29 protein-coding genes and 1 riboswitch are annotated in these 26663 nt (G+C 71.6%); of the genes, 15 read left to right on the top strand and 14 right to left on the bottom strand.

Annotated elements, in window-relative coordinates:
- Window positions 1-34 precede the first annotated feature (34 nt).
- The gene (locus M5C96_RS26075) at window positions 35-1072 is read right to left on the bottom strand and encodes a carboxylesterase family protein (protein ID WP_272566256.1); all 1038 of its coding nucleotides are present in this window, start codon (window positions 1070-1072) and stop codon (window positions 35-37) included.
- 280 nt (window positions 1073-1352) lie between these two features.
- Window positions 1353-1586: riboswitch (cobalamin riboswitch) on the top strand.
- A 132-nt stretch (window positions 1587-1718) separates the two neighbouring features.
- Here M5C96_RS26075 and cobM point away from each other — a divergent pair.
- Genes cobM through M5C96_RS26020 form a run of 11 tightly spaced genes read left to right on the top strand, consistent with a single transcriptional unit; the run spans window position 1719 to window position 10952 of the window.
- Entirely contained in the window at window positions 1719-2540 is an 822-nt protein-coding gene (gene cobM, locus M5C96_RS26070) for a precorrin-4 C(11)-methyltransferase (RefSeq protein ID WP_272566255.1), read from the top strand.
- On the top strand, window positions 2537-3577 hold the full coding sequence (locus M5C96_RS26065) for a sirohydrochlorin chelatase (RefSeq protein ID WP_272566254.1): 1041 nt from the start codon (window positions 2537-2539) through the stop codon (window positions 3575-3577). Before cobM ends, M5C96_RS26065 begins: the two co-directional genes overlap by 4 nt.
- Window positions 3574-4269 (top strand): precorrin-8X methylmutase, encoded by a 696-nt coding sequence (locus tag M5C96_RS26060; protein ID WP_272566252.1) that lies wholly within the window; start codon window positions 3574-3576, stop codon window positions 4267-4269. The genes M5C96_RS26065 and M5C96_RS26060 overlap by 4 nt, the downstream gene beginning before the upstream one ends.
- The gene (locus M5C96_RS26055) at window positions 4266-5375 is read left to right on the top strand and encodes a cobalt-precorrin-5B (C(1))-methyltransferase (RefSeq protein ID WP_272566251.1); all 1110 of its coding nucleotides are present in this window, start codon (window positions 4266-4268) and stop codon (window positions 5373-5375) included. The genes M5C96_RS26060 and M5C96_RS26055 overlap by 4 nt, the downstream gene beginning before the upstream one ends.
- 53 nt (window positions 5376-5428) lie before the next feature.
- Window positions 5429-6754 carry a precorrin-6y C5,15-methyltransferase (decarboxylating) subunit CbiE gene (gene cbiE / locus M5C96_RS26050; RefSeq protein ID WP_272569847.1) on the top strand — a complete coding sequence of 442 codons (1326 nt, stop codon included), beginning with the start codon at window positions 5429-5431 and terminating at the stop codon, window positions 6752-6754.
- Window positions 6751-7602 carry a precorrin-2 C(20)-methyltransferase gene (gene cobI, locus M5C96_RS26045; protein WP_272566249.1) on the top strand — a complete coding sequence of 284 codons (852 nt, stop codon included), beginning with the start codon at window positions 6751-6753 and terminating at the stop codon, window positions 7600-7602. Before cbiE ends, cobI begins: the two co-directional genes overlap by 4 nt.
- On the top strand, window positions 7599-8396 hold the full coding sequence (locus tag M5C96_RS26040; protein WP_272566248.1) for a cobalamin biosynthesis central domain-containing protein: 798 nt from the start codon (window positions 7599-7601) through the stop codon (window positions 8394-8396). The genes cobI and M5C96_RS26040 overlap by 4 nt, the downstream gene beginning before the upstream one ends.
- On the top strand, window positions 8393-8830 hold the full coding sequence (locus M5C96_RS26035) for a cobalamin biosynthesis protein (RefSeq protein ID WP_272566246.1): 438 nt from the start codon (window positions 8393-8395) through the stop codon (window positions 8828-8830). The genes M5C96_RS26040 and M5C96_RS26035 overlap by 4 nt, the downstream gene beginning before the upstream one ends.
- Before the next feature lie 48 nt (window positions 8831-8878).
- On the top strand, window positions 8879-9541 hold the full coding sequence (locus M5C96_RS26030; RefSeq protein ID WP_272566245.1) for an energy-coupling factor ABC transporter permease: 663 nt from the start codon (window positions 8879-8881) through the stop codon (window positions 9539-9541).
- A 14-nt stretch (window positions 9542-9555) separates the two neighbouring features.
- Window positions 9556-10560 carry a precorrin-3B C(17)-methyltransferase gene (cobJ, locus tag M5C96_RS26025; protein ID WP_272566244.1) on the top strand — a complete coding sequence of 335 codons (1005 nt, stop codon included), beginning with the start codon at window positions 9556-9558 and terminating at the stop codon, window positions 10558-10560.
- Entirely contained in the window at window positions 10557-10952 is a 396-nt protein-coding gene (locus tag M5C96_RS26020; protein ID WP_272566243.1) for a (2Fe-2S) ferredoxin domain-containing protein, read from the top strand. The genes cobJ and M5C96_RS26020 overlap by 4 nt, the downstream gene beginning before the upstream one ends.
- Before the next feature lie 53 nt (window positions 10953-11005).
- On the opposite strand, the gene M5C96_RS26015 is transcribed toward M5C96_RS26020, so the two are convergent.
- Window positions 11006-11896 carry a LysR family transcriptional regulator gene (locus M5C96_RS26015; protein ID WP_272566241.1) on the bottom strand — a complete coding sequence of 297 codons (891 nt, stop codon included), beginning with the start codon at window positions 11894-11896 and terminating at the stop codon, window positions 11006-11008.
- A 91-nt stretch (window positions 11897-11987) separates the two neighbouring features.
- Here M5C96_RS26015 and M5C96_RS26010 point away from each other — a divergent pair, with 91 nt between their 5' ends.
- Window positions 11988-13058 (top strand): alkene reductase, encoded by a 1071-nt coding sequence (locus M5C96_RS26010; protein ID WP_272566240.1) that lies wholly within the window; start codon window positions 11988-11990, stop codon window positions 13056-13058.
- A gap of 43 nt (window positions 13059-13101) precedes the next feature.
- On the top strand, window positions 13102-14037 hold the full coding sequence (locus M5C96_RS26005; protein ID WP_272566238.1) for an NADP-dependent oxidoreductase: 936 nt from the start codon (window positions 13102-13104) through the stop codon (window positions 14035-14037).
- Window positions 14038-14097: 60 nt separating this feature from the next.
- On the opposite strand, the gene M5C96_RS26000 is transcribed toward M5C96_RS26005, so the two are convergent.
- From M5C96_RS26000 to M5C96_RS25965, 8 genes are all read right to left on the bottom strand, one after another.
- Entirely contained in the window at window positions 14098-14400 is a 303-nt protein-coding gene (locus M5C96_RS26000) for a hypothetical protein (RefSeq protein WP_272566236.1), read from the bottom strand.
- Between the two features lie 70 nt (window positions 14401-14470).
- The gene (locus M5C96_RS25995) at window positions 14471-14689 is read right to left on the bottom strand and encodes a hypothetical protein (RefSeq protein ID WP_272566235.1); all 219 of its coding nucleotides are present in this window, start codon (window positions 14687-14689) and stop codon (window positions 14471-14473) included.
- Between the two features lie 76 nt (window positions 14690-14765).
- On the bottom strand, window positions 14766-15422 hold the full coding sequence (locus M5C96_RS25990) for a flavin reductase family protein (protein WP_272566234.1): 657 nt from the start codon (window positions 15420-15422) through the stop codon (window positions 14766-14768).
- 148 nt (window positions 15423-15570) lie between these two features.
- Window positions 15571-16092, bottom strand: coding sequence for a TIGR00725 family protein (locus tag M5C96_RS25985; RefSeq protein WP_272566233.1), 522 nt, complete (start codon window positions 16090-16092; stop codon window positions 15571-15573).
- Window positions 16070-16891, bottom strand: a complete 822-nt coding sequence (locus M5C96_RS25980; RefSeq protein WP_272566232.1) for an ABC transporter permease — start codon at window positions 16889-16891, stop codon at window positions 16070-16072. Before M5C96_RS25980 ends, M5C96_RS25985 begins: the two co-directional genes overlap by 23 nt.
- A 5-nt stretch (window positions 16892-16896) precedes the next feature.
- The gene (locus tag M5C96_RS25975; protein WP_272566231.1) at window positions 16897-17973 is read right to left on the bottom strand and encodes an extracellular solute-binding protein; all 1077 of its coding nucleotides are present in this window, start codon (window positions 17971-17973) and stop codon (window positions 16897-16899) included.
- 66 nt (window positions 17974-18039) lie between these two features.
- Window positions 18040-19071 (bottom strand): ABC transporter ATP-binding protein, encoded by a 1032-nt coding sequence (locus M5C96_RS25970; RefSeq protein ID WP_272566229.1) that lies wholly within the window; start codon window positions 19069-19071, stop codon window positions 18040-18042.
- Window positions 19068-19835 (bottom strand): ABC transporter permease, encoded by a 768-nt coding sequence (locus M5C96_RS25965; protein ID WP_272566228.1) that lies wholly within the window; start codon window positions 19833-19835, stop codon window positions 19068-19070. The genes M5C96_RS25970 and M5C96_RS25965 overlap by 4 nt, the downstream gene beginning before the upstream one ends.
- 242 nt (window positions 19836-20077) lie before the next feature.
- On the opposite strand from M5C96_RS25965, the gene M5C96_RS25960 reads away from it, so the two are divergent.
- Entirely contained in the window at window positions 20078-20986 is a 909-nt protein-coding gene (locus M5C96_RS25960) for a LysR substrate-binding domain-containing protein (RefSeq protein WP_272566227.1), read from the top strand.
- Window positions 20987-21004: 18 nt separating this feature from the next.
- Here M5C96_RS25960 and M5C96_RS25955 read toward each other — a convergent pair whose 3' ends face one another.
- Window positions 21005-21931: an AraC family transcriptional regulator gene (locus tag M5C96_RS25955; RefSeq protein WP_272566225.1), complete on the bottom strand. Its 927-nt coding sequence runs from the start codon at window positions 21929-21931 to the stop codon at window positions 21005-21007.
- A 65-nt stretch (window positions 21932-21996) separates the two neighbouring features.
- Here M5C96_RS25955 and M5C96_RS25950 point away from each other — a divergent pair, with 65 nt between their 5' ends.
- Complete coding sequence (locus M5C96_RS25950) at window positions 21997-23283, top strand: MFS transporter (protein ID WP_272566224.1); 1287 nt, start codon at window positions 21997-21999, stop codon at window positions 23281-23283.
- Between the two features lie 100 nt (window positions 23284-23383).
- On the opposite strand, the gene M5C96_RS25945 is transcribed toward M5C96_RS25950, so the two are convergent.
- From M5C96_RS25945 to M5C96_RS25935, 3 genes are all read right to left on the bottom strand, one after another.
- A complete protein-coding gene (locus M5C96_RS25945; protein WP_272569846.1) occupies window positions 23384-24388 on the bottom strand; it encodes an aldo/keto reductase in 1005 nt (334 codons plus the stop codon).
- Between the two features lie 102 nt (window positions 24389-24490).
- The gene (locus tag M5C96_RS25940; RefSeq protein ID WP_272566223.1) at window positions 24491-25810 is read right to left on the bottom strand and encodes a PDDEXK nuclease domain-containing protein; all 1320 of its coding nucleotides are present in this window, start codon (window positions 25808-25810) and stop codon (window positions 24491-24493) included.
- Complete coding sequence (locus M5C96_RS25935) at window positions 25807-26652, bottom strand: shikimate dehydrogenase family protein (RefSeq protein ID WP_272566221.1); 846 nt, start codon at window positions 26650-26652, stop codon at window positions 25807-25809. The genes M5C96_RS25940 and M5C96_RS25935 overlap by 4 nt, the downstream gene beginning before the upstream one ends.
- Between the last annotated feature and the right edge of the window lie 11 nt (window positions 26653-26663).

Here is a 26663-nt window from a genome sequence, read left to right as displayed (position 1 = left end):
AGCGGGCGCGTGGCGGCCTCGCGTTCGGCGGCGGTCAGGGCCTTGGGGGGCCGGACCGGTCCTGGGTGCTGAACAGCCGGCCTGCCTGGGCCGCGACGATCTGCGCCGGTGTGGCCTTCAGCAGGATGGGCTTCTTGGCAAGGCACCCGCCCACCTGGGTGCACAGGGCATCGCGAAACAGGCTTCCTATTCCTTGCGCCTGCGCGGGCGTGCGGTACACCGAGCCCACCGGGTTGCTCTCCATGATGGCGGCCTGAAAGCGCGTGGCACTGTCCGGTGCCGAGAACAGGTGCAGCCCCGCCGACATGGCCCCGGCGCTCTCGCCCGCGACCGTCACCCGGGTGGCATCGCCCCCGAAGGCGCCGATGTACTTCTGCACCCAGTCCAGCGCCGCCTGCTGGTCCAGGATGCCGAAATTGCCCTGCAGCGGTCCCCCGACGGTGGGGTTTTCCACCGCGTTGTCGAGGGCCAGGAAGCCCAGCGCCCCCAGGCGGTAGTTGATGGTGACGACCACCATGTCGCCCGCCGCCGCGAGGTACGAGCCGTCGTACAGGTTGCCCACCGTGGCGCCCTTGGCGCTGTCGTACAGCGGCAGGTAGCCGCTGCCCTCCACGAACGCGCCGCCGTGGATGAAGAACAGCACCGGCCGCTGGGGCTGCGCGCCGATGGCCGACTGCGGCGTGAAGACGTTCAGGTACAGGCAGTTCTCGCTCTGCGCGCTGGTGGGAAGGTTCGGCCGCGCGGCCTGCGGGCAGAACGGGCCGGCGGCCGTCTGCGCCACGTTGCTGCCGGCCGGAACGGTCGCCGCCGGGGGCTGGAACCGCGCGGCCGTCGCGTACTGGATGCCCAGGTAGGCGTTCACCGGCATCGGCGCCGATGCGCCCGCGGGGGTAACGGGCGTCTGCAGCCCGCACAGCGTGGGCGCCGCGGGCGCGCCGGCGATGGTGACGGTGGTGCCGCTCGCGCAGGCCGGTGCCGTGGCGGCTGCGGCCATGTTCGGGGCACCCAGGCACAGCAGGGCAGGGGTCGCCAGCGCCAGCAAGGCGCGTCGGGCGGAAGGGGGTCGTTGCATGGAAATCTCCCTCTCTTGTTCGATGGATCGGTGTGTCGCGCCCCCCGGGCGGGGGGCGGGTCCATTCTTGGAGAAAGCGCGGGCCCCGGGCCGCCGCGGCGCCTGAAGCCTTCTGAATCGTTCTGGGTGGCGGTGCCGGCCCAGGGGGGCCGTGTGCAAGGCGTTACCTGCGGTCACAGCTCCTTGGAATCCTTGGCCTGGCCTGTCATGTTTGCTATTGAAATAATAGCTGCCAAGGCATGCTTCACTAGGGCGTACGGCCTGAAAGGCTTGCGGTCGATCTATACTCCCGCCCGTTGGTGCTCGCGCGGTCATTGCGACCGCGCAGTTAAACGGGAACCAGGGAGGGCGCGTCCGGCACGGACCGCGCCCCAACCTGGGCTGCCCCCGCAACGGTAAGCGAAAGAAGGCCTCGCCTTCACCCCGTGGATCGTGCCCACTGGATGCCTCGGCATCTGGGAAGGGCCCACGGGTTTTCGCCAGCCCGGAGACCGGCCGACAGGGGGCCGCACGCCCCAAGGCACAGGCCTTGGAGCGCGCGGCCCATTTCACGGAACCTGCGGGGAGGCAGGGGTCCGGGCGAATGCATTCCTGTGGTCCCCATGCAAATCTTCTCTGTGCTGGCGCGTGCGCCAGCCCCGCGGCCATGACGCCGGGCACTGTCTGGTTCGTCGGCGCCGGGCCGGGCGATCCCGAGCTCATCACCGTCAAGGGCCGTGCGCTCATCGAGCGCGCCGGTGCCATCCTGTTCGCGGGCTCGCTCGTCAACGAGGCGGTCACGCGCTGGGCGCCGCCCGGCTGCACCATCGCCGACAGCAAGGACATGACGCTACCGCAGATGGCGGCGTGGCTCATCCTGCAGGCCCAAAAGCACGACACCGTGATCCGCCTGCAGACCGGCGACCCGGCCCTGTACGGCGCGCTGATCGAGGTGGTGCAGCCGCTGGACGCCGCAGGCGTGCCGGTGCGCGTGGTGCCGGGGGTGTCCTCGGCCATGGCCTCGGCCGCGGCGGCGGTGGAGAGCTTCACCCTGCCCGAGGTCACGCAGAGCGTGATCTTCACCCGCGTGGAGGGCCGCACGCCCATGCCGCCGGGCGAGTCGCTGGCCGAGTTGGGCCGCCACCACTGCACGCTGTGCATCTTTCTGTCGATCACGCTGCTGCACAAGGTGCAGGCCGGGCTGCGCGAGGCCGGCTGGGCCGACGACGCGCCCCTGCTCGTGGTGCACAAGGCGAGCTGGCCGGGCGAGGAGCTGATCGTGCGCGGCACGCTCGCCGACATCCGCGACCGCTGCCGCGAGGCCCAGGTGGTGAGCCAGGCCATGGTGATCGCCAGCCCCACGCTGGGCGCCCGGCAGTGGACGGAGCTGGCCAAATCCAAGCTGTACGACCCCACCTTCACGCACCGCTTTCGCCGGGCGAGCGAGCCCGCCCGCCCCACCCAACCCCCCCTGGAGCGTGCCCCATGAACACCACCATCCTGCTGATCGGCCATGGCTCGCGCGAGCCCGAGGGCAACGACGAGATCCACGCCTTCGTGGCGCAGTGGCGCGCACGCCAGCCGGCCTGGCGCATCGAGGTGTGCTTCATCGAGTTCGCGCCGCCCGGCCTGCACGACGGCCTGCTGCAGGCCGCGCAGGGCAGCCAGCGCGTGCTGGTGCTGCCGCTCATCCTCAACGCGGCGGGCCACGTGAAGATGGAGATTCCCGAGGCCATCGAGCATGCGCGCGCGCACTGCCCCGGCGTGGCGTTTCTCTACGGCCCGCACCTCACGGCGTGCGAGCCCATTCTGGCCATCCTGCAGCGCCAGCTGCGCCAGTGCATGAACGCGCTGGACATGCCCGACCCCACCACCACCGGCGTGGTGCTGCTGGGCCGGGGATCGTCCGACCGGCAGGCCAACGGCGACGTCGCCAAGATGGCGCGCTGGCTGCAGGAAGACGGCCACCATGAACTGGTCGAGATCGCCTTCACCGGCATCACCTGGCCCCGCCTGGAGCGCGTGGTGCAGCGCCAGGTGCTGCTGGGCATGAAGCAGATCGTGGTGCTGCCGTATTACCTGTACACCGGCACGCTGATGCAGCGCATCGGCCGGCAGGTGGCGCACCTGCGCGCGCAGTACCCGCAGGTGCGCTTCGCGCAGTCGCCGCACTTCGGCCTGGAGCGCGAGATCTTCGAGTTGCTGGAGGGCCGCGTGGCCGACCTGCTGGAGGGCACCCCGGGCAGCCTGCTGCCCTGCGACGGCTGCAAGTACCGCGAGATCGCGCACGACCTGGGGCACGGCCACAGCCACGAGCACACGCACGCCCCGGCGAGCGCGCCCGCGCCGACCCCCGAGGCGGCGGTGGCCCTCGCCGCGGCCGGGACGCCGATGCACCGCCACGCGCACGCCCCGCACGGGGCCGACCACGCCCATGGCCCGGCGCACCCGCACCCGCACCCGCACCCGCACCCGCACCCGCACCCGCACCCGCACCCGCACCCGCACGAGACCGCCGCCGCATGAGCACCGTCAACACCGTCACCGAGCAGCTCACGCGCGCCGGCCAGGCCATCGAGCACGACAGCTTCGCCATCATCGACGCCGAGGCCGGCCCGCACCCCTACACCGCGGCGCAGTGGCCCATCGTGCGCCGCATGATCCACGCCAACGCCGACTTCGAGTTCAACGGCCTGACCGACTTCCACCCGAAGGCGGTGGAGGCCGGCATCGCCGCCCTGCTGCGCGGCGGCGCGCCCGTGGTGGCCGACGTGGAGATGATCTGCTCGGGCCTGTCGCAGCCGCGCCTGGCCCACTTCGGCATGCGCACGCACCAGTTCATCAGCGACGCCGACGTGATCGCCCAGGCCCAGGCCGAGGACACCACACGCGCCGTGCAGGCCATGCGCAAGGCGCACCGGCACGGGCTGCTGCAGGGGGCCGTCGTCGGCATCGGCAACGCCCCCACGGCGCTCATCGAGCTGGTGCGGCTGATCCGCGAGGAGGGCGTGCGCCCGGCGCTCGTGGTGGGCATGCCGGTAGGCTTCGTCTCCGCTGCCGAATCCAAGGACCTGATGGCCGGCGTGGACGCCGTGCCGTGGATCGTCATCCGCGGCCGTAAGGGCGGCTCCACGCTGGTGGTGGCCGCGCTGCACGCGCTGCTGGCGCTGGCCGAGGCCCGCCAGAAGGCCGCGATGCCGGGGGCGCCGTCGCCATGATGGAAAAGACCGTGCGCCGCGGCACGCGCACCGGCTTCACCACCGGGGCGTGCTCGGCCGCCGCCGCGCGCGCCGCGGTGCTGGGGCTGGTGCACGGCTGCGTGCCCGAGGCGGTGGACTGCCTGCTGCCCAACGGCGACGTGGTGCGCTTTGCCGTGAACGACGGCCGCTGCGATGGGCAGGCCGCGCATGCCATGGTCATCAAGGACGCGGGCGACGACCCCGACTGCACCGACAAGGCCCACCTGACCGCCGACGTGCGCGTGCTGCCCGGCGATGCCGGCGCGGTGCGGCTGGCGGGCGGCTTCGGCGTGGGCACCGTCACCATGGCCGGCCTGGGCCTGGCGGTGGGCGGCCCTGCCATCAACCCGGTGCCGCGCGGGAACATCGAAGAGAACGTGCGCGCCGTGGGCGAGGCGCTGCTCGCCCATGCGGGGCTGGAGGTCACCATCTCCGTGCCGCAGGGCGTGGACATGGCCAAGAAGACGCTCAACGCGCGCTTGGGCATCCTGGGCGGCATCTCCATCCTCGGCACCACCGGCATCGTCAAGCCCTACTCCACCTCGGCCTACCGCGCGAGCGTGGTGCAGGGCGTGCAGGTGGCGGCCACGCTGGGCCACGGCGTGGTGGTGCTCACCACCGGCGGGCGCACCGAGCAGTTCGCCATGAAGGAGCGCGCGCAGCTGCCCGCCGCCTGCTTCGTGCAGATGGGCGACTTCCTGCGCTACGCGCTCGACGAGGCCGTGGCCCAGGGGCTGCGCGAAGTCGTCATCGGCGGCATGGTGGGCAAGCTCACCAAGATCGCCCAGGGCGAGACCATCACCCACGCCAACCGCGCCGAGGTCGACACGCAACTGCTGGCCGAATTGGCCGCCGGCATCGGCGCGCCGGCCGACGTGTGCGCCGAGATCGCCGCCGCCGAGACCGCGCGCTTCGCCGCCGAGCGCATGGAGGCGCTGGGCCTGGCCGCACCCTTTCACGCCGCGCTGGCCCGCGCGGTGGTGGACACCCTCATGGCCCCCGACCGCTACGGGGGCCGCTTCCAGCTTCAGGTGCTCGTCTGCGACTTCGACGGCCGCAAGATGGCCGAGGCCTGCTCCGCATGAACGCCCCCGACCCCGTGACCGCCTTGACCACCGCCCCGACTGCCCCGACCGCCATGCCCGACCCCCAACCCTGCCGCATCATCGGCGTGCTCGACGACGGTGCGGCCAGCCTGGGGGCCACCGCGCTGGCCCTGCTGCGCCGCGCCAACCTGGTGGTGGGCGGCACGCGCGCGCTCGCGCTGTTCGAGGACGACATCGCCCCCGGCGCCACGCGGCGCGACCTCACGGGGCAGCTCTCCGCCGTGCCCGGCTGGATCGCCGCCGCGCGCGATGCGCAGCAGGCCAGCGTGGTGCTGGCCACGGGCGACCCGCTGTGCCACGGCATCGCCAGCTACCTGGCCTCGCGCCTTTGCATCGAGGCCATCGAGGTGATTCCCAACGTCTCCACGCTGCAGCTGGCCTGCGCCCGCCTGGGCCTGGCCTGGCAGGACGCGCGCATCGTCTCGGTGCATGCCAGGGATGCGGGCGAGTGGCAGCAGGGGGCCGCACCGTCGCACGGCCTGTATGCACTGGCGCAGGCCGTGCGCGCGCACGACCGGCTGGCGGTGCTCACCAGCCCCGACAACACGCCCGCGCGCATCGCCCGCCTGCTGGTGGCCGAGGGCCTGCAGGACGACTTCCAGCTCAGCGTGGCCGAGCGCCTGTGCACGGCCGACGAGCGCGTGTGCGCCGACCTGGCGCCGGCCGACGCGGCGCAGCAGGCCTTCGCCGACCCCAACGTGGTGCTGCTGGTGCGCACGCGGCAGCGGCCCGCGCCGGTGCGCTTCGGCCTGCCCGATGCGGCCTACCACCAGCGCCAACCGGACAAGGGCCTCATCACCAAGCAGGAGGTGCGTGCCGTGTCGCTGGCGCGCCTGCAGCTGCGCGCCGACAGCCGGGTGTGGGACATCGGCGCGGGCAGCGGCTCGGTGGGGCTGGAGGCCGCGCGCCTGTGCCCCCAGGGCCATGTGTGGGCCATCGAGAAGAACGAGGCCGATGCGGCCATCGCGCGGCAGAACGTGCAGGCCTTCGGCGTGTCCAACCACACGCTGGTGCACGGCAAGGCGCCCGAGGGGCTGGATGCGTGGCCTGACCCGGACGCCGTCTTCATCGGCGGCTCGGGGGGCGAGCTGGCCGAGCTGATCGCGCTGTGCCTGAAACGCCTGCGCCCGGGCGGCTGGCTGGTGATGAACTTCGTCACGCTGGAGAACCTGGCCGCCGCAACGCAGGCCCTGCAGGCCGCGGGCGCCGCGTGGGACGTGCTGCAGCTGCAGGCCGCGCGCAGCAAGCCCATCCTGCACATGCACCGCATGGCGGCCGAGAACCCGGTGTGGATCGTCTGCGCGCAGGCCGTGAGCACAGAGGCCCCGGCAGCGTCGGTGGTGGAGGAGGGCGCATGACCGATACGACCCCGTCCAGCGCCGCCCTGGGCCGCCTCATCGGCGTGTCGCTCGGCCCCGGCGACCCCGGCCTCATCACCCGCGCCGCCTGGGCGCAGCTGCAGCGCAGCGATGCCGTGTGGACCTACCCGGCCCGCAGCACCAAGACGCCCAGCTACGCCTTCGACATCGTGCAGCGCGCAGGATTGACACCGCCCGCCACGCACCAGACGCTGCTGTTTCCCATGACGCACGACGGCGACAAGCTCGCCCGCGCCTGGGCGCGGGCCGCCGCCGCCGTGCTGCCCTGGCTGCAGGCCGGACAGGACGTGCTGTTCCTGGTGGAGGGCGATGCCAGCACCTATGCCACCTTCGGCCACCTGGCGCGCACCGTGCGGGCGCTGGATGCGCGCATCGAGGTGCCGGTGATCGCGGGCGTGAACGCCTTCACCGCCGCCTGCGCCGCGCGCGGCATGCCGCTGGCCGAGCAGGACGATACCGTCGCCATCGTGCCCGCCGCCTACGGCGTGGGCGCGGTGGACCGCCTGCTGCCCGACTTCGATACCCTGGTGCTCATGAAGGTCAAACCGCTCATGGACGAGCTGATCGACTGGCTCGTGCGGCGCGGGCTGCTGCCGCACACGCAGTTCATCGAGCGCGTGGGCGCGCCCGACGAGCGCTGCGTGAACGGCCCGGACCTGCCGGCCCTTCGCGGCACCAAGGTCAGCTACCTCTCGCTCATGGTGGTCAAGAACCCGCACCGCATCCGCGGCGAGCGCATCAAGGGCTGCCTCAAGAAAACTTCGCCCACTGCGCCGCTCACCGGCGCCCTGGGCCTTCCACTTGCCGAAATGGAGACAGACGAATGAATTCCCCCACCGCCACCCCCACCGTGGTGCTCTCCGCGCCCGCGCAGCCGCTGGAGGCCGTGCGCGTGTGCCTCGTCGCCATCACCCGCCACGGCGCCGCGCAGGCCGCGCAGTTGGCCCGCGACGTGCCGCAGGCCCATGTGTGCACTGCCGCAAAATTCGCCAGCGCGTTCGAGGGCCTGCCCAACACCGTGCGGGCCTACGAAGGCGCGCTGCGCGACGAGATCGCGCCGCTCTTCGCCGCCTACGACCAACTGGTGTTCTTCGTCTCGCTCGGCGCCGTGGTGCGGCTCATCGCGCCGGTGCTGAAATCCAAGGACGAGGACCCCGGCGTGACGGTGGTGGACGACGCGGGCCAGTTCGTGATTCCCGTGCTGTCGGGCCATGTGGGCGGCGCCAACGACTGGAGCGAGCGCATCGCCGCGCTGATCGGCGCCACGCCCGTGCTCACCACCGCGTCGGACGTGGGCAAGACCATTCCCGTGGACATCCTCGGGCGCCACCTGGGCTGGCGCGTGGAGGCGCCCAAGATCAACATCACGCGCGTGTCGGCCCACGTCGTCAACGGTGAGCCCATCGCCGTGGTGCAGGAGGCCGGCCGCCGCGACTGGTGGAACCGCCCCACGCCGCTGCCCGCCAATATCGCCTGCTTCGACCGCCTGGGCGATGTCGACCTGGCGCACTACCGGGCCGTGCTGTGGGTCACCCATGCGCCGGTGCCGCCCGAGCAGTGGCAGGCCCTGGAGGAGCGCCTGGTGGTCTACCGCCCGCCGCTGGAGGGCGCTGCGGCATGACGGCGGCACCCGGCACCGGTGGACTGCGGCTGGCCATCGGCCTGGGCTGCGACCGCGGCACCCCCGAGGCCACCGTTCGGGCCTGCCTGCTGCAAGCCCTGGCGCAGGTGCCCGCCGACCTGCGCCACGTGGCTGCCGCCGCCAGCATCGCCGCCAAGGCCGATGAGGCCGCCTTTCTGGCATTGGCGGCGCGCCACGGCTGGCCGCTGCAGTGGTACACCGCCGCGCAACTGGCGGCTGTGCCCGTGCCCAATCCCTCGGCCACGGTGCTGCGCTACATGGGCACCCCGTCGGTCAGCGAGGCCGCGGCGCTGCTGGCGGCCGGCGCCGCGCACGACGCATCCGCCCTGCTGGTGGAAAAGCACCGGCTGCGCGGCGAGGACGGCCGCAACGCCACCGTGTCGATCGCGCGCATGTCGTGCACGGCCGGCTGATCCCTTCGTTCCGATCTTTCCCCTTCTTCACCCCAAAAGGCTCACACCATGCACATCGAAATCGGCATCCTTTCGCAGGACAAGATCGCCTTTGCCTCCGTCGCCGCCACGGCGCTGCTGGGCGCGCACGCGCTGCCCCTGCTCAAAAGCCCCACTGCTTGGCTGCGCACGGTGCTGGCGGCCTTCTTCTTCAGCGTGCTCATGCAGGTCTGGCACATGCCCGTGGGGCCGTCGGAGCTGCATTTCGTGGGCGCCATGCCCATCTACCTGCTGTTCGGCTTCATTCCCACGCTGTTTGGCTTCGGGCTGGGGCTGCTCGCCCAGGCCCTCGTGTTCGAGCCGCAGGACCTGGCGCACCTGGCCATCAACTTCCTGAGCCTGGCCGTGCCGCTGGTGGCCGTGCACCACGGCCTCGGAAAGCGCATGCAGCGCATCAGCGTGGCCAACGTGCTCAAGCTCGATGCCATGTACTACGCCGGCGTGACGCTCATGGTGGGCTTCTGGCTGTCCATCAGCAGCGATGCGGCGCCCGTGGCCGACTGGGCGCTGTTCGCTGCGTCGTACCTGAGCCTCGTGGCGGTGGAGCCGCTGCTCACCATCGGCATCACGCTGGGCGCCGCCCGCCTGCGCGGCCGCCGCTGGCTGGCCGCCTGCATCGACGAGCGCACGCTGCAGCGCGTCGCATCCCCCGCCCCGGCGGCCGCTGCGTGAGGGGCCCCGCGACCATGTCCGCAGGAAAGATCATGCTCGTGGGCATCGGCCCCGGCAGCACCGACCACATGACGGCGCGCGCGCGTGCCGCCATCGCCGAGGCCGACACCATCATCGGCTACGTCACCTACATCAAGCTGGTGGCCGATCTCATCGAGGGCAAGGAGATCATCCGCAAGTCCATGACCGAGGAGCTGGACCGCGCCATCGAATCGCTGGCCCGCGCCCGCGAGGGCAAGAAGGTGGCGCTCATCTCCTCGGGCGATGCGGGCGTGTACGGCATGGCCGGCCCCACGTTCGAGGTGCTGTTCCAGGCCGGTTGGACGCCGCCCGCCTTCGACGAGAACGGCGTGGTCGAGCCCGGCGGCATCGAGGTCGAGATCGTGCCCGGCGCCTCGGCCATCAACAGCTGCGCCGCCCGCGTGGGCGCGCCGCTCACGCACGACTTCTGCGCCATCTCGCTGTCCGATCTGCTCACGCCCTGGCCCACCATCGCGCGCCGGCTCGACGCCGCCGCCCTGGCCGACTTCGTGGTCGCGCTCTACAACCCCAAGAGCGGCCGGCGCACGCGGCAGATCGAGGAGGCCCAGCGCCTCTTTCTGCGCCACCGCAGTCCGGACACGCCGGTGGCCATCGTCAAGAGCGCCTACCGCCGCCGCGAGCGCATCGAGTTCGCCACGCTGGCCACCATGTGCGATGCCGACATCGGCATGCTCAGCACGGTGCTGATCGGCAACAGCAACACCATCGTGCAGCACGGCCTCATGGTCACGCCGCGCGGCTACGCCAACAAGTACGACGTGGAGGGCGGCGGCGCCACGCGGGCCGGCGAGCGGCCGGGCCGGTCGCTCTCCACCGGCCTCAACGGCTGGCTGGAGAATCTGCAGCTCGACCACGCGGCCGGCGAGAGCATCGAGGCCCTGGCCCGGCGCCACCGCCTGCCGGCCGATTACATTCGCGACACCCTGGCCCAGCCCCTGGCGGCTGAGGCCGTCGCCACCACCGAGGAAGAGGCATGAGCCAGCAAGACCCCACCACCGCCACCGCCACGACCGCAGCGCCCGAAGGGGTGCGCGTGGCCATCCGGCCGAAGATCGGTGCCTACCGCCGCCACATCCTCATCTGCACCGGCCCGCGCTGCGCCGAAGACGGCCAGGCGCAGGCCCTGTTCGACAGCCTGGGCGACAAGTTCAAGGCCGCGGGCCTGAACGATGGCGAGCTGCGCGTCAAGCGCAGCCGCGTGAGCTGCTTCGCCGCCTGCAAGGGCGGGCCGGTGATGTGCGTGCAGCCCGACGGCACCTGGTACTACGACGTCACGCCCGCCAACATGGACCGCATCATCGAAAGCCACCTGGTGGGCGGCCAGCCGGTGCAGGACCTGGTGTTCCACCAGGGGCCGTCCGGGGGCTGAACGGCGCGGGTGCGGCGGCCGGGGCGACCGGGCCGTGCACCTTGCGGCCGGCTTCACGGACTGGTGGCCAGCCGCTCCTGCAGGAACTCGATGAAACGCAGCGTTTTCGCCGGCAGGAGCCGCGTTTCGGTCAAGGCGTAGACCGGGACGGGCGTTCCGTACCAGCCCGGCAGGATGCGGCGCAGGCGCCCCTCGGCCACGTGGTCCGCGACGACGCCTTCCGCCAGCAGCGCGATGCCCTGGTCCAGCACGGCCAGGCTGCGGCACATCCCCACGCTGTTGACCTTGAAGCGCTGGCCGATAGCGACTTCCACGGTGGCCCCTCCCTCGTCGGCGTTCAGCACCCACGGGCCGAGCTTCGGAGAGCCGATGCACTCATGCTGTGACAGCGCGGCGGGGCCTGCGGGCTCGCCCGCTGCCTGCAGATAGCGGGGCGATGCGTACAGGTGGGTGGTCAGGCGGGCCAGCTGGCGCGCGACCAGCGTCGAGTCCGGCTGCTCGCCCATGCGGATGGCCACATCGAAGGGTTCGGCCACCAGGTCCACCCGGCGCGGGCTGAGGTCCAGATCGAAGGCGATGCCCGGATAGCGGCGGGCGAACTCCGCGATCAGCGGTGCCACGTAGATGGTCGCAAAGTCCACCGGCAGCGAGGCGCGCAGCACCCCGCTGGGCTGGGCCAGCAGGTCGCCCAACTGCTCGTGCGCGATCCGCGCTTCCTCGACGATGCGCCGGCAGCGCTCGTAGTAGATCTGCCCCGCTTCGGTCAACTCGATCCTGCGGGTCGTGCGGTGCAGCAGGCGCAGGCCGATCGATTTCTCCAGCGCGCCGATCCGGCGCGACAAGGTCGAGTTGGGCACCCCCGTCGCATCGCCGGCCGCGCGAAAGCTCTTGGCTTTCACCACCTCCACGAAAAGCGCCATGTCGTTCAGGTATTCGAGGGCCATTGCGTCAATATTGGATCAATCATTCCCATCAAACCATATTTATCTCATGGTTAGGTTAATCGAAGATGCAGCTTCGCAACCGGAGAAACCCATGACCGCCCTTTTCAGCCCTGCCACCGTCGGCCGCTACACCCTCTCGAACCGCCTCGTGATGGCGCCGATGACCCGTTCCCGTGCCGCGCCCGACGGCACGCCCACGGCCCTCGCGGCCACCTACTATGCGCAGCGCGCCGATGTCGGGCTGATCGTCTCCGAAGGCACGCAGCCTTCCGACGACGGCCAGGGCTACCTCACCACCCCCGGCATCTACACCGATGCCCATGTGGCCGGCTGGCAGGCCATCACTGGCGCCGTGCACGCCAAGGGCGCGCGCCTGTTCATCCAGCTCATGCACGTGGGCCGCATGTCGCACCCCGACAACACGCCCCACCACCGGCAGGCCGTGGCCCCCTCTGCGATCGCGCCCGGCGCGCCGATGTTCACGATGACGGGCATGCAGCCCATCCCCGAGCCGCGCGCGCTGACCACCGAGGAGATCCAACAGACTGTGGCGGACTTTCGCTGGGCCGCTCGCCGGGCGGTCGAAGCGGGTGCCGACGGCGTCGAAATCCACGGTGCCAATGGCTATCTGGTCCAGCAGTTCTTCGCCCCGAGCGCCAACACCCGCACCGACCAGTACGGCGGATCGATCGAGAACCGCGCCCGTTTCGCGATCGAAGTGGCCACCGCGATCGCCGAGGAAATCGGTGCTGACCGTACCGCCATTCGCCTGTCGCCCGGCGCCCAGCTGGGGGGCATCGATGAGGGGGTCGAAGGGCCGGCCCTGTACCGCTACCTGAGCGCCGAACTCTCCCGGCTGGGCCTGGCTTATGTGCATGTGATGCACGTGGGCGACGAAGCCCTGGTGGCGGACATTCGCAAGCTCTGGCGCGGCACGCTCATCGTGAACCGACCGGGGCGTGCACGCGAGCAGATCGGCACCGACCTGGCGTCGGGCCTGGCCGATCTGGAAGCCTACGGACAGATGGTGCTGGCCAACCCCGACTTCGTCGAGCGCCTGAAAACCAACGCCCCGATGAACGCGCCGGACCACAACACCTACTACGGCGGTGGTGCCAAGGGCTACACCGATTACCCGGGCCTGGGCGGCGCAGCCGCCTGAACCGGCGCGCCCCGCCATCGACACCTGCACAGGAGAACCTCCCATGACAACGACCCAACGCGCGGTCCTGATCCGCGCCTACGGCGGCGCGTCGGCCGCCGAGATCGGCGAGATCCCGAAACCCTCCGCCGGCGACGGCCAGGTGCTGGTCCGGGTTCGCGCGGCCGGCGTGAACGGCATCGACTGGAAAGTCCGCGAAGGCCTGGTCCAGAAGGCTTTCCCGATCCCCCTGCCTGCGGTGCTCGGCATCGAATTGGCCGGCACCGTCGAGGCCGTCGGGCCGGGGGCCTCGCGCTTTCGGGTCGGCGACCGCGTCATGGGTCCGCTGGGCCGGCTCGGCGCGTACACGGAATTCGTGCCGGTGGCCGAGGCGAACCTGGTGCACACGCCCGCGGGGCTGGACGATGTCCAGGCCGCCGGCATTCCCGTGGCGGCCGTCGCGGCCTGGCAGAGCCTGCACCAGGCGGGGCCCATCGCGGCAGGCCAGCGCATCCTGATCCACGGCGCTGCGGGAGGGCTGGGCGGCTATGCCGTGCAGTACGCCAAGCGGGCCGGCGCCGAGGTCTTCGCCACGGCCTCCGCAGCGCACCTCGACCATGTCCGAAGCCTGGGCGCGGACCACGTCATCGACCACCGAAGCGAGCGTTTCGAGTCGGTGGCGCAGGGCATCGGCCTGGTGCTGGACTACGTTGGCGGCGAGGCGCTCGATCGCTCGTGGGCCGTGCTGGCCGAAGGCGGCGCCATCGTCAGCGCGGCCGCGCCCGACATCGCCGCACGCACCCCTGCCGGCCGTCGCGGACTGTGGTTCGTGAACCAAGCGGACGCCGTGCTCCTGGCGCAGTTTGCGCAGGAAATTGCCCAAGGCTCGCTGATCTCGAAGCTGAGCGATACCGTGGGCTTCAACGGCATTCCGGCAGCCATCGAACGCAGTCGCACCGGCCCCCGCATCGGCAAGGTGGTGGCCGACTTCACGCGCTGACCGCTCCCCGGCCGCGAATGCCCGGGAGGCGAACGTCTTCGGCGGTGTATTGCGCCGGCCTTACCGCTGCGCCGGCGGGCGCGCCAGCCAGCGCACTCCCACCCCGGCCAGGTACAGCATCAGCGCGGAGGGCAGCGTGAACATCGACCCCCACGCACCGATCATGAGCACCGAATACGCCGCGTCCGACAGCCCGGGGGCCGCGGCGCATTGCATGCCCGAGCCCTCGTTGCCTTCGCAGCCGAGCAGGCGCAGCAGCGGCCACGACAGCAAGAGCAGCAGCACTGGCGCGAGGCCGAGGGCGATGCACAGCAGGCCGAACCAGAAGCGCACGGCGAATCGGCGCAGCGCGGCGGCCCTCATGCCGGGCCGTCCCCGTCCATCGCAGCCGCCCCGCACCGCGCAGGGGCCGGCTGCGGGCCGCGCATCCCCATCACTTCTTCGCGCCCAGCACCAGCAGCAGGCCGCCGACGGCGATGGCGCCGATGCCCACCCACAGCGGGATGTTGACGGTCTCCTTCTCCTTGGCCGAGATCTCCAGCGGACCGACCTTCACCACGGTGGTGTCCTTCGTGTAGCTGAAGCCGCCGTAGGCCAGGCCCAGGGCGCCGGCCACGATCAAAACGATGGCGATCAGTCGGGTGGGGTTCATGGTGTCGGTTCTCTGCAGTGGAATGGAAAAGGGTTGGTGGAGCATAGCCGCTGGCCAGTGCCCCGCCCAGGCCCGCTCAGCGCGGTCGGTGCATCTTGAACAGCTGCTCCGGCCCCACCGTGAAATAGTCCGCCGGGCCGCCCGCGCGCAGGATGTGACCGGCATGGGCCGTGTCGTACACCCCGTCCTTGAGTAGCGCGCGGTCGATGTGCACCGCCACCACCTCGCCCAGCACCAGCCAGGTGGGCACCCTCTCGCCGTCCGCGCCCTCAAGCTGCACGATCTGCGTGCGGCGGCATTCCATGGCCACCGGGCTTTCGGCGACGCGGGGCACGGACACGATCCGCGAGGCTGCGGGGGTGAGGCCCCCGAGCGTGAACTCGTCCACCTCGGGCGGCACGGCGGCGCAGGTCCGGTTCATGGCCTCGGCCAGCGGGCGGGTGGCCAGGTTCCAGACGAACTCGCCCGTGGCCTGGATGTTGGCGAGCGTGTCCTTGGCGCCGATGCTGGCGAATCCGATGATGGGCGGCGTGTAGTTGAAGGCGTTGAAAAAGCTGTAGGGCGCCAGGTTGAGCACGCCGGCCGCGCTGCGCGAGGCGATCCAGCCGATGGGACGCGGCCCCACGATGGCGTTGAAGGGGTCGTGCGGCAGGCCGTGGCCCTGGCGCGGCTCGTAGCTGTGGATGCCGGAGGCGGCCGGGGCGGCGTCGTGGGGGGAGGTGGCGATCGTCATGCCTGCACGATACACAAACGGTTCCGGATTCGCCGGCCAGGGCGTTTGCTATTGTTTTTATAGCTAACAGGGCAATCAATCTCCCGGCGTGCGGCCTGAAAGGTTCGAAAGGGCTGCGAACGCCCCCTTCACCCCCGCCCGAGCGCCGTCAGTCCAGCAGGCAGGCGGCCACCGCGCCCAGCAGTTCGCCCAGGTCCGCCACCGGCACGGCGCCGGGCAGGGCGATGTCGCCGTGCAGCACGTACACCGGCTTGCCCCACTTGAGGCCCAGCGCCATCTCCGACAGCGTGCCCATGCCGCCGCCCACGGCCACCAGGCAGCGGCTGCTGCGCGCGATGAGGGCGTTGCGCATCTCGCCCATGCCGGTGGGAACGGCCACGCTGAGCCATTCGTTGGCGTGGCGGTCGTCGTCCTCGGGCAGCAGGCCGATGGCGATGCCGCCCGCGTCGTGCGCGCCGCGCGAGGCCGCCGCCATCACGCCGCCGCGCCCGCCGCATACGATGGCCATGCCGGCGGCCGCCAGGTGGCGCCCCACGGCGTAGGCGGCCTGGCATTCGCGCACGCCGCCGTCGCCGGGGCCGATGACGCCCACCGGCTGGGCATGGCGGCGCGGGCCGCGCTGGCGGGCGGCCAGCCGCGCCAGCGCCTCAACGGTGGTTTCGGGAAGCATCGCGCTCCCGTTGGCGGGTGGCCACATCTCCAACTCCCATCACGATCACACACACGACCATGAGCACCAGCGAGAGCGCCGCCGCCATGGAAAAGTCGTTGCCCCCGTCGCTCACCTGCGCGAGCAGCATCAACGGCAGGATGTTCAGCTGCGTGCCCACCAGCGCCAGCGCGGTGCCGTAGGTGCCCATGGCCAGCGCGGCCACGGTGCAGGCGCTGGCGAGCACGGAGGGCGCCACCTCGGGCACCACGGTGTCCCAGAACGCGCGCAGCGGCGTGGCGCCCAGCGTGCGCGCGGCGGCCAGGGGCCGCAGGTCCAGGTGCGCGAACACGGGGTACAGCGACAGGGCCACGCGCGGCACCAGGTAGTAGGCATAGGCCAGGCCCAGGCCGCCCACGCTGTAGATCCAGCCGCCCACCACGGCGGGGTCGGCGCCCAGCCGGGCGGCCAGCTGTGTGACCAGGCCCGCGCGGCCGAACGCCAGGATGAAGCCGTAGGCGATCACCAGCCCCGAGAAGGCCAGCGGCAGCCCCAGCATCGCCATGAGCCAGCTGCGCCGGCCCTCGGGCTGGCGCGCCAGTTCGAGGGCCAGGCAGCTGCCCACCACGGCCGACACCGCGCCGCTGCCCAGCCCCAGCAGCAGCGTGTTGCGCAGCGCGCCCGCGAACAGCGGGTGGTGCAGCAGCCGCCCGAAGGCTGCGCCGTGATCGGCCAGGGCCTCGGGCAGCAGCGCCGCCAGCGGCACGGCCAGAAAGAGCGCCATGAAGGCCCAGGCGGGCCAGGCACCGAATCGCCGCATGGCGTTCAGCGGCCCACGGTGGCCTCGGCCCAGAGGCGGTCCACCTCGGCCTTGCGCGCGGAGGCCTTCACCACGTCCAGTGGGCGGATCTGCGGCGCGGCGGGCATCTTCGCGGCGATGTCGGCGGCCAGCGGCACGCCCGGCACGGCGGGGCGCACGAAGCCCTGGGCGAACAGCGCCTGGCCGGCCTGGCTCATGGTGAAGTTCAGCCACAGCTTGCCGGCGTTGGGGTTGGGGCCGTTCTTGACGAGGCTGATGGCATAGGGCGCGGCCACGCTGGCCTCGCGGGGGATCACCACCTCCAGCGCATCGCCCATGCCGTCCACGTGCTTGGCCTTGAGGCCGTCGTTCTCGTAGCCGATCCAGATGGGGATCTCGCCCTTGAGGAACTTGGCGTACGGCGTGGTGCCCTCCACGCGCAGCACGTTGCCGGCCGCATGCAGGCGGCCCAGGTAGTCGGTGCCGGGCTTGACGTCGTCCACGCTGCCGCCCATGGCGTAGGCGGCGGCGAACGCCACCACCTGGCCCACGCCGGCGGTGCGCGGGTCCAGGTACACCACGGCGTTGCGGTACTCGGGCCGCAGCAGGTCGGCCCAGCCGGTGGGCACGGTCTTCACGAGCTGGCGGTTCACCAGGAAGGCGATGTTGAGCGTGTGGATGGTGAACCAGCGGCCTTCGGCCTCGCGGAACACCGGCGGCAGGTGCTCGAAGTTCACCGGCTTGAACGGGGCCACCACGTCCTTGGCGGCGGCGTCCACGGCCGAGGCCGCGAAGTAGTAGGCGGTGTCGGCCTGGGGGCGGCGGCGGGTCTTCTCCAGCGCCAGCACGGTGGCGGCCGAGCCGATGTCGTTGTAGGTCAGTTCGATCTCGGGGTAGCGCTTCTTGAACTCGCGAAACAGCGCCTTCCAGTTCGCCCATTCGGGGCCGGTGTCGAACGACACGCACAGGCCCTCTTTCTGCGCGGCCTGGTAGAGCGCCTTCTCGCCGGCGTACAGCTCGGGGCCGTCGAACGAGAAGGCGGCGGGCGCGAGGGCGGCCAGTGGCAGGGCGCCGGCGGCCTGGATGAGTTGTCTGCGTTGCATGGGGAAATCTCCGAAAGGGTCGGTGGGAATGCGGGGAATCGGATGGGGGCGGGCAGCGCCGTGCGGTCAGTCGTCCAGCAGGCGGATGTGCTCGGGCGCGATGGCGACGACGGCCTGGGCCGGCTGCGGCGACTCGGCCAGCAGCGGCGTGGGCGCGCCGGGCACCGCGAAGTCGTAGCGCGTGGTGCTGCCCAGGTAGCGCAGCGCGCCGGTCCGCCCCTCCAGTCGGTTGACGGCGCGCGGGGCCGGGTCGGGCCGCACGTGCTCGGGGCGCACCAGGGCGTGCACGGCCTGGCCCGGGGCGCGCGGGCCGGTGGGCGTGCAGAGCGTCGCGAAGCCCAGGTCGATGCGGTCCGGCCCCGCCACGGTGGCGGGCCAGACGGTGGACAGGCCCACGAACCGCGCCACCGCGCGGCTGGCGGGCGCCTCGTAGAGCTGGCGCGGCGTGGCGAACTGCAGCAGGCGCCCGTCCTGCAGCAGGGCCACGCGGTCGGCCATGGCCAGGGCCTCTTCCTGGTCGTGCGTGACCAGCAGCGTGGTCGCGCCGAAGCGCCGCTGCAGCTGGCGGATCTCGTCGCGCAGGTGGCCGCGCACGCTGGCGTCCAGGGCGGACAGCGGCTCGTCCAGCAGCAGCGCGCGCGGGTCGATGGCCAGCGCGCGGGCCAGGGCCACGCGCTGCTGCTGGCCGCCCGACAGCCGCGCCACCGGGTGCGCGGCGCGGTCGGCCAGGCCCACCGTCTCCAGCAGCGCCAGCGCGCGGCGCCGGCGTTCGGGGGCTGGCACGCCGCGCATGTGCAGGCCGTAGGCCACGTTGTCGATCACCGGCAGGTGCGGGAACAGCGCGTAGTTCTGGAACACCATGCCGATGCCGCGGCGGTGCACCGGCGTGTGGGCGAGGTCCTCGCCGGCCAGCAGGATGCGCCCACCATGGCCCGCGCCCTGCAGGCCCGCGACGAGCTGCAGCAGCGTGGACTTGCCCGATCCGCTCGGGCCGATGACCGCCACCAGCTCGCCGGTGGCGACCTCCAGGGACACGCCGTGCAGCCCGTGCGGGCTGTCCGGGTAGCGGTAGTGGACGTCTTGGAGAACGAGGCTCATGGGCGGTGTTTCACGAGGGACGAGGAAAAGAGCGCCGCCGAACCCGCCAGCACCAGCAGCACCACCGTGGCCGCGCAGGCGAAGCCGGTGGCGCCGTAGAAGGCCTGCAGCAGCAGCACCGGGTACGTGCGGCTCTGGAAGCCCGCCAGCAGGTTGGACAGGTTGAACTCGCCCACCGACAGCGCCGCCACCATCACCAGCCCGCTGAGCAGGCTCTGGCGCAGGCTGGGCAGCACCACGGTGGTGAACTGGCGCCAGCCCGAGGCACCCAGCGTGGCGGCGGCGGCCTCCAGCCGGGCCAGGTCCTGGTGGCGCAGGTCGGCCAGCAGCGTCTGGGTGAGGTAGGGCAGGGTGGCGACGGCGTGCGCGGCGATCAGCAGCGGCAGCGAGCCCAGCCAGGGCAGGGCGTCGGTGTTGAACACGATCACGTAGCCGAACGCCAGCGTGACCGGCGGCACGGCGATGGGCAGCGCGCTCACCAGCCGCGCCATGCCGGCGCGGCCCCGGCGGGCGCCGTGGTACAGCGCATGGGCCAGCGGCAGCGCCAGCACCGTGTTGAGGGCGCAGGCCGACAGCGCCACCAGCAGGCTGGTGCCGAAGGCTTTGCGGAACGCGGGGTCGGCCCACAGTTCGGCGTACCAGCGGCCAGTCAGGCCCGTGGGCAGCAGCGTGTTCGTCCAGCGCTCGCCCACGCTGCCCAGCAGCAGCAGGGCGATGGGCAGCAGCAGGTAGGCGGCGTAGAGCAGGGCGGCGGCGCGGACCAAGGGGTGACTCCGGTGGAGGGGACGGGGCGAGGGGCTTTGCGGGCACCGGGCGACCCGGCATACTTTCCTGAAACGCCACATTGCCGATGGCAGCGTGGAAGGTTCATCAAAATTCTAGGAATAACGGTGCCATCGATGGGTGAAACCTGGATGACGTTGCTTGAGAAAAAGGAAAGTGTTTTTCACATCCGTGTCATGCGGGCCGGCTGCATTGCCGGCCGGGGCGTTGCCCAGGGGGCCGCATGAAGCGCACCTGCCCCACCATCCAGGAGCTGCTGGCCTTCGATGCCGTGGCGCGGTATGAAAGCCTCACGCTGGCCGCGCAGGCGCTGTGCGTCACGGTGAGCGCGGTCAGCAAGCAGGTGGCCGGGCTGGAGGCCTTCATCGGCCGGCCGCTGCTGCAGAAAAGCGGGCGCGGCGTGCAGCTCACGCCCCAGGGCCACGTGTATTGGCAGAAGGTGGCGGGCGGGCTGCGCGCCATCGAGGCGGCCACCTTCGAGGCCCGGGCGGGCGATGCGGGCGCGGGGCTGCTCACGCTGGCCAGCGTGCCCACCTTCCTCACCAAGTGGCTGATCCCCCGGCTGCCGGCCTTTCGCCAGCAAAGCCGCCAGGTCACCCTGAGCTTCAGCCGCCACCTGGAGCCCACCGACGGCATGCCGCCCGGCGTGGACGCGGCCATCCGCTACGGGCCGGACGGCTGGCCCGGCGTGGTGTCCGAATACATCGCGGGGCGCGAATTCGTGCTGGTGGCGGCGCGCACGCTGGTGGACGCGCACCACCGCATCGCCCGGCCCGAGGACCTGCTGGGGCACACCCTGCTGCACCACGAGAACGCGCCCACCGCCTGGCGCCAGTGGGCCGCGCAGCACGGGGTGGCCGCGGCGCACACGGCGGCGGGGCCGCGCTTTGCGCAGTACGCCCCGCTCATCCAGGCCGCGCTCGCGGGCCTGGGCATCGGCCTGGTCCCCTGGGTGCTGGTGCAGGAGGAACTGGCCGAGGGGGCGTTGGTGAGCCCCTGCGGCGAGCCCGTGGCCATCGACCAGGGCCACTACCTGTGCTACCACCCGGGGCGGCTCAAGCTGCCGGCGTTCGCGGCGTTTCGCGAGTGGCTGCTGGCCGAGGGTCAGCGATCGCGCGGCCCCGTGGGCTGATCGATCGCGCGCGGGGCGCTACGGGCCCAGGCCCGCGGGCGACTGCAGGCCCAGAAAGCGGGCCGGGGGCATGCCTACCGCCCGCCGCACCATGGCGCTGAAGGCGCTGGCGCTGTAGCCCAGCTCGGCCGCGATCTGCCCCACGGGCAGGCGCTCGGCAGCCAGCGCCACCGCCTTGGCCAGGATCACCTGCTGGCGCCACTGCGTGAAGGTGCTGCCCAGCTCGGCGCGGAACAGCCGCGCCACGGTGCGCGGGCTGGCGCCGGTGTCGCGCGCCCAGTCCTCCAGGGCCTCGTGGCGCGTGGGGTCGGCCAGCACGGCCTCGCACAGGTGCAGCAGGCGCTTGTCGCGCGGCAGATCCACGCCCAGGCGCAGGGCGGCGGCGCGGCGCAGCTCCTCGCAGATCAGGGCGCTCAGGTGGCGCTCGCGCCGCAGCAGCTCGGGCGTCGGGGGCGTGGCGCTGTCGTCGGGCTCGGAGGGCATCTCGCACACCAGGGCGCGCAGCAGCGGCGACACCTCCAGCACGCGGCACTGGCGCCAGGCCGCGTCGTCCGCGCGCGCCGCGCCGATGGGCACGCCCGGCCCGCAGCGCCCGCGCGGCTGGTGGAAGTAGAGCGTGCGCAGGTCGGCGTCCTGCACCATGGTCACGGCATGCTCCACGCCGGGCGGAATCCACAGCGCGCGCGAGGGCGGCACGATGTAGGTGCCCTGCGCGGCGGTGAGGCGGATCACGCCCGTGGTCGAGATCGCCACCTGCGCCCACGGGTGGCGGTGGGGCAGCACCTGCGTGTCGGCGGGCAGCCAGCGGGCCTTGGCGCGCACCGGGCGCGTGCCGGCGGGCACGAACAGGTCGGGCGTGAGCGAGCTGACGTACGACACCGCGCGGCGCGGGCGCGGTGCGGCGCTGGGGGCCGGCGCGGGAGTGGAATGGGCAGTGCTTGGCATGATCGCGACAGAAGTTGGCAGTCTATCGTCAACCTGCCGCCGCGCCGCTGCCTAAGATCGCTGCCATGACCTCCACCGCATCCCCCCACCCCGCAGCGCCCGCCGGCACGCTGCGCCAGGACGCCCGCACCATCGGCCTCATCGGCCTGGCCCACGGCTCCTCGCATTTCTTTCACATGCTGCTGCCGCCGCTGTTTCCGTTCCTGATCGCGGAGTTCGGCTTCAACTACTCGGAGCTGGGGCTGCTGGTGTCGGTGTTCTTCGTGATCTCGGGCGTGGGCCAGGCGCTGTCGGGCTTTCTGGTGGACCGGGTGGGCGCGCGCCCCATCCTGTTCTTCGCGCTCTCCAGCTTCGCCGTGGCGGGCCTCGTGGCCGGCACGGCCCAGGGCTATGCGGGGCTGATGCTGGCGGCGGCGCTGGCGGGGCTGGGCAATGCGCCCTTCCATCCGGTGGACTTCACCATCCTGAACAAGCGCGTGTCGCCGCAGCGCCTGGGCCACGGCTTCTCGGTGCACGGTATCTCGGGCAACCTGGGCTGGGCCACGGCGCCGGTCTTCATGGCCGGCATTGCCGCAGCCACCGGATCGTGGCGCACCGCCTGCCTGTGCGGGGCCGCGCTGGCGGCGGTGGTGCTGGCCGTCATGGTGTGGCAGCGCGACGCGCTCGATGACCGGCAGGGCGCCTGGGCCCACGCGCCCAAGCCCGGCACCGCCGGCGCGCCGGGCGCTGCGGCCGTGGCCGAGCACCCCATGGCCTTCCTCAAGCTGCCCTCGGTGTGGCTGTGCTTCTCGTTCTTCTTCTGGACCACCTGCGCCCTGAGCGCCATCCAGAGCTTCGCCAGCCCCGCGCTGCAGCAGATGTACGGCCTGCCGCTGGCGGTGACCTCCATGGTGGTCACGGGCTACATGCTGTGCGGCGCCGCCGGCATGGTGGTGGGCGGCTTTCTCGCCGGCCGCGTGGCGCGGCTGGAGGGCATCATCACCGTGTGCCTGCTGGCCACCGGCGTGCTGCTGCTGCTGGTGGGCACCGGCTGGCTGCCCGGCATGGGCGCCGTGGCGTTCGCCGCCATCGCGGGCCTGGGAACGGGCCTGGCGGGCCCCTCGCGCGACATGCTCATCAAGCGGGCCGCGCCCCCCGGGGCGACGGGCCGGGTCTATGGCACGGTGTATTCGGGCCTGGACCTGGGCTTTTGCGTGGCAGCCCCGATCTTCGGCGCACTGCTGGACCGCGGCGCGGCGCACGGGATCTTCTACGGATCGGCCGCGGCGCTGGTGCTGGGCGTGGCCTCGGCCGGCGTGGTCGGTGCGGGTGTGGCGGCCCGGGCCCGCGCGGCCCGGCCCATGGCCGCCTGACGCGGGGCGCCAGCAGGAAGGGTTCCGAGCCTTTCAGGGCTCCAGGGCAGATTCCACTAGGGCATATTGCTATTAAAATCGTAGCAATGTGCTTTGAGGCTCAGAACGCTTCGGTATCCACCTCGGCCTGTGCCTGGGGCGGGTAGCGGTCGCCCGCCATGGCGCGGTCATGGACGAGCGCATCGAGCTGCGCCAGCAGTTCGGGCGGCAGTCGCACATCCGCCGCGCCCAGGTCGTCGCGCAGGTGCGCCACGCTCGTGGTGCCGGGAATCGGAATGATCTCCGGCCCCTGCGCCAGCAGCCAGGCCAGGGCCAGCTGCGCGGGCGTGCAGCCGGCCTCGCGGGCGAGGGCTTCGTAGGCGCCCAGCAGCCGCAGGTTGGCCGCGTAGGCCTCTGGCGCGAAGCGGGGCATCGTGCGGCGGATGTCGCCCGGCGCCAGCGTGGACACATCGCGCAGCGCGCCGCCCAGAAAGCCCCGCGCCAGCGGGCTGAACGCCACGAACGCCGTGCCCAGCTCGCGGCAGGCCTGCAGCACGGCGATCTCGGGGTTGCGCGTGCACAGCGAATATTCGGTCTGCAGCGCGGTGATGGGGTACTCGGCATGCGCGCGGCGCAGCGTGGCGGCCGACACCTCCGACAGGCCCACGCCGCGGATCTTGCCCTCGCGCACCAGGTCGCCCAGCGTGCCCACGCTGTCTTCGATGGGCACGCGCCGGTCCCAGCGGTGCAGGTAGTACAGGTCGATCACGTCCGTGCGCAGCCGGCGCAGGCTGGCCTCGCAGGTCGCGCGCAAGGTGGCGGGGCGGCCATCGATCACGCGCACCAGCTTACCGTCGCCGTTCGCGTCCACGCCCTGCATGCCGCACTTGCTCGCCAGCGTGATGCGCTGGCGGTGCGGCGCGAGGATCTCGCCCACCAGCGTCTCGTTGGCCCCGAAGCCGTAGAGCGCCGCGGTGTCGAACAGCGTCACGCCCTCGTCGAGCGCGGTGAGCAGCACCCGCTCGGCCTGCTCGCGCGAGGCCGGCACGCCGTAGGCATGGCTGAGGTTCATGCAGCCCAGGCCGATGGGGTGGACCTGGAAGGGGCCGAGGGAGCGGGGTGGCATGGTCATGGGGGGGGGGGAGGTGGAGGTTCATTCAAAACACGGACTCCGTCGCAGGGCCCGTGGAGCGAGATCGGCCGTCAAAAAGCGGAGGGTGGAGCGCACTCATGCGTTGGCGCCTCCCAGTTCCTCGACCGCCTTGTGTAGGAAGGCCGCCATTTCTTCCTTGTCCGGCAATTGCACTTGGTAACGCGACACGAAGAGCTGATTGCTCATATCGGCCAGGGCATATTGCACCAGTTCGGTGTTCTTGCGCGTGCACAGCAGGATGCCGATGGGTGGCTGGTCTCCTTCGCTCATCTCGTGCCGTTTGTAATAGCTCACATAGGCGTTGAGCTGGCCCAGGTGCTCGTGTCGGAAAGCATCGTTTTTCAACTCGATGAGCACATGGCATTTGAGAATGCGGTGGTAGAACACCAAGTCCACGAAGAAATGCTCGCCTCCGATGAGCAGCCGCTTTTGGCGTGCCTCATAGCAAAAGCCGTGGCCTAGTTCCAATAAGAAAGCCTGCAGCTTGTCGAGCAGTGCATCTTCCAATTGGCCCTCCGTCACCGCCTCCTGAGGCTTGAGGCCGAGAAATTCAAAGATGTAAGGGTCGCGGATGACCTGCTGAGGCGTGGCCCTCTCCGCCGCGGTATGGGCATGGACCGACAGCGCATCCTTGTCGCTGGACAGGCTGCTGCGTTCGTAATACTGCGTGGCGATCTGGCGCTTGAGTTCCCGCACCGACCATTGGCCGCGCAGGGCCTCGGCTTCGTAGAAGCGGCGCTGCAGCGGGTCGGACAGCTCTACCAGTTGCTCCAGGTGGCTATAGGAGAGGCCGCCGATGAGGCGATCCGCATCCACTGCGGGGGCTGTCGAAGACAGTGCGGGCGCTGTCCGCACTTTGGCGTCCGACAGGGTGGCGGAAGGCACTTGGGCAGATTGTGCGGACGCCGTCCGCACAATCTGGGGGTAGGTGCGATAGAAGGCGAGGTAAGCGTAGAGCTGGTGTTTGCCGCGGTTGCTGATGGCGTGCGCGCGCAAAGCCCGGGCCAGTTCGGCGATGAGGTTGTCCCCATAGCGGGCCCGGTCGGCCCCTTGGAGTTCGAATTCTGCGATGTAGTGGCCGATGAACCAGTTGCGCAGCATCAAGCTGACATTGACGGCGCGGCTGGCCTGCGCGGCGAGCGCGGCATCGGTTTGCCGAATGGCCGCCACCAAGGCGCTGAAGTCATGGGTTGGGTGCGCGTCAGACGGCATGGGTGCCCTTCGGGTGGTGGGCCGGCTCGATGTGCGCCGGTGGACTGCCGCAGAAAGGGCCGAGGTTCGTGCCATCTTCGCGGCGGTGTGGGATTCGCAAAATGCCGCAAGGCTGAGGCGCGACGGCATCGAGCGGCGTTGGCGTGCAGAGCGGAAGGTAGCGGCCGGGCCGGCACCGGTCAATACACGATGCGCGCCACCGCACGCAGCGTCTCGGGCGTGGCGCCGCCCCAGCCGAAGAACTCCAGGTACGCGGGAATCATCTCGAACAGCATGTCGGTGCCCTGCTGCACCGGGCAGCCCCGGGCCATCGCGGCCTGCAGCAGCGGGGTGTGGGTCTGTGCCATCACGACCTCGCCCACGAAGGTGCCGGGGGCGATGCGGTCCACGTCGAAGGGCAGGGGGTCGTCCTCGCGCATGCCCAGGGGCGTGGCGTTGACGACCAGGTCGAAGCCGGCCGGGTCGTTGCGGCCCACCACCGTGCGCAGGGCGGGGTAGTGCTGCCGCAGCCGGTCGGCCAGCGCCTGCGCGCGGTGGCCGTGCACGTCGAACAGGGCCAGCTCGGCCACCCCCGCCGCCGCCAGCGAGGCGGCGATGGCCGACCCGACCCCGCCGCTGCCGGACACCAGCGCGCGCCGGCCCGCCAGGGCCAGGCCCTTGCGCTGCACGCCGCGCACGAAGCCCGCGCCGTCGAACTGGTCGCCCAGCAGCGTGCCGTCGGGTCGGCGCACGATGGCGTTGCAGGCCCCGGCGATGCGCGCCGTGGGCGTGAGCGCATCCACCAGCGCCAGCGTGCTCACCTTGTGCGGCATGGTCACCAGCGCGCCGTGCCAGTTGGTCATGCGGCGCAGCACCTGCAGCGTGGCGGGGTAGTCCTCGGCCTGCACGCCCATGGGCACCACCAGGGCGTTGATGCCCTGCTGCGCGAACCACGGGTTGTAGATCATCGGGGCCTTGAACGCCTCGGTCGGGTAGCCCAGGTGGGCGATCAGGCGGGTGCTGCCGTTGATGGTTTGCTGCTGCATGGGGAACGATG

The organism is Acidovorax sp. GBBC 1281, from assembly GCF_028473645.1.
Classification (GTDB): domain Bacteria; phylum Pseudomonadota; class Gammaproteobacteria; order Burkholderiales; family Burkholderiaceae_C; genus Paracidovorax.
The sequence above is the reverse complement of the archived record's forward strand: the minus strand, read 5'-3'. Positions and strand labels throughout refer to the sequence as shown.

Coding starts and splice junctions, on each gene's coding strand:
- cobM (WP_272566255.1), top strand. CDS start 1,719: ATGACGCCGGGCACTGTCTGGTTCGTCGGCGCCGGGCCGGGCGATCCC.
- M5C96_RS26020 (WP_272566243.1), top strand. CDS start 10,557: ATGAGCCAGCAAGACCCCACCACCGCCACCGCCACGACCGCAGCGCCC.
- M5C96_RS26030 (WP_272566245.1), top strand. CDS start 8,879: ATGCACATCGAAATCGGCATCCTTTCGCAGGACAAGATCGCCTTTGCC.
- cobJ (WP_272566244.1), top strand. CDS start 9,556: ATGTCCGCAGGAAAGATCATGCTCGTGGGCATCGGCCCCGGCAGCACC.
- M5C96_RS25975 (WP_272566231.1), bottom strand. CDS start 17,973: ATGCAACGCAGACAACTCATCCAGGCCGCCGGCGCCCTGCCACTGGCC.
- cobI (WP_272566249.1), top strand. CDS start 6,751: ATGACCGATACGACCCCGTCCAGCGCCGCCCTGGGCCGCCTCATCGGC.
- M5C96_RS25985 (WP_272566233.1), bottom strand. CDS start 16,092: ATGCTTCCCGAAACCACCGTTGAGGCGCTGGCGCGGCTGGCCGCCCGC.
- cbiE (WP_272569847.1), top strand. CDS start 5,429: ATGCCCGACCCCCAACCCTGCCGCATCATCGGCGTGCTCGACGACGGT.
- M5C96_RS25995 (WP_272566235.1), bottom strand. CDS start 14,689: ATGAACCCCACCCGACTGATCGCCATCGTTTTGATCGTGGCCGGCGCC.
- M5C96_RS26060 (WP_272566252.1), top strand. CDS start 3,574: ATGAGCACCGTCAACACCGTCACCGAGCAGCTCACGCGCGCCGGCCAG.
- M5C96_RS25970 (WP_272566229.1), bottom strand. CDS start 19,071: ATGAGCCTCGTTCTCCAAGACGTCCACTACCGCTACCCGGACAGCCCG.
- M5C96_RS25945 (WP_272569846.1), bottom strand. CDS start 24,388: ATGCCACCCCGCTCCCTCGGCCCCTTCCAGGTCCACCCCATCGGCCTG.
- M5C96_RS26005 (WP_272566238.1), top strand. CDS start 13,102: ATGACAACGACCCAACGCGCGGTCCTGATCCGCGCCTACGGCGGCGCG.
- M5C96_RS26035 (WP_272566246.1), top strand. CDS start 8,393: ATGACGGCGGCACCCGGCACCGGTGGACTGCGGCTGGCCATCGGCCTG.
- M5C96_RS26015 (WP_272566241.1), bottom strand. CDS start 11,896: ATGGCCCTCGAATACCTGAACGACATGGCGCTTTTCGTGGAGGTGGTG.
- M5C96_RS25990 (WP_272566234.1), bottom strand. CDS start 15,422: ATGACGATCGCCACCTCCCCCCACGACGCCGCCCCGGCCGCCTCCGGC.
- M5C96_RS26000 (WP_272566236.1), bottom strand. CDS start 14,400: ATGAGGGCCGCCGCGCTGCGCCGATTCGCCGTGCGCTTCTGGTTCGGC.
- M5C96_RS25960 (WP_272566227.1), top strand. CDS start 20,078: ATGAAGCGCACCTGCCCCACCATCCAGGAGCTGCTGGCCTTCGATGCC.
- M5C96_RS26040 (WP_272566248.1), top strand. CDS start 7,599: ATGAATTCCCCCACCGCCACCCCCACCGTGGTGCTCTCCGCGCCCGCG.
- M5C96_RS25950 (WP_272566224.1), top strand. CDS start 21,997: ATGACCTCCACCGCATCCCCCCACCCCGCAGCGCCCGCCGGCACGCTG.
- M5C96_RS25935 (WP_272566221.1), bottom strand. CDS start 26,652: ATGCAGCAGCAAACCATCAACGGCAGCACCCGCCTGATCGCCCACCTG.
- M5C96_RS26055 (WP_272566251.1), top strand. CDS start 4,266: ATGATGGAAAAGACCGTGCGCCGCGGCACGCGCACCGGCTTCACCACC.
- M5C96_RS26075 (WP_272566256.1), bottom strand. CDS start 1,072: ATGCAACGACCCCCTTCCGCCCGACGCGCCTTGCTGGCGCTGGCGACC.
- M5C96_RS26010 (WP_272566240.1), top strand. CDS start 11,988: ATGACCGCCCTTTTCAGCCCTGCCACCGTCGGCCGCTACACCCTCTCG.
- M5C96_RS26065 (WP_272566254.1), top strand. CDS start 2,537: ATGAACACCACCATCCTGCTGATCGGCCATGGCTCGCGCGAGCCCGAG.
- M5C96_RS25955 (WP_272566225.1), bottom strand. CDS start 21,931: ATGCCAAGCACTGCCCATTCCACTCCCGCGCCGGCCCCCAGCGCCGCA.
- M5C96_RS25980 (WP_272566232.1), bottom strand. CDS start 16,891: ATGCGGCGATTCGGTGCCTGGCCCGCCTGGGCCTTCATGGCGCTCTTT.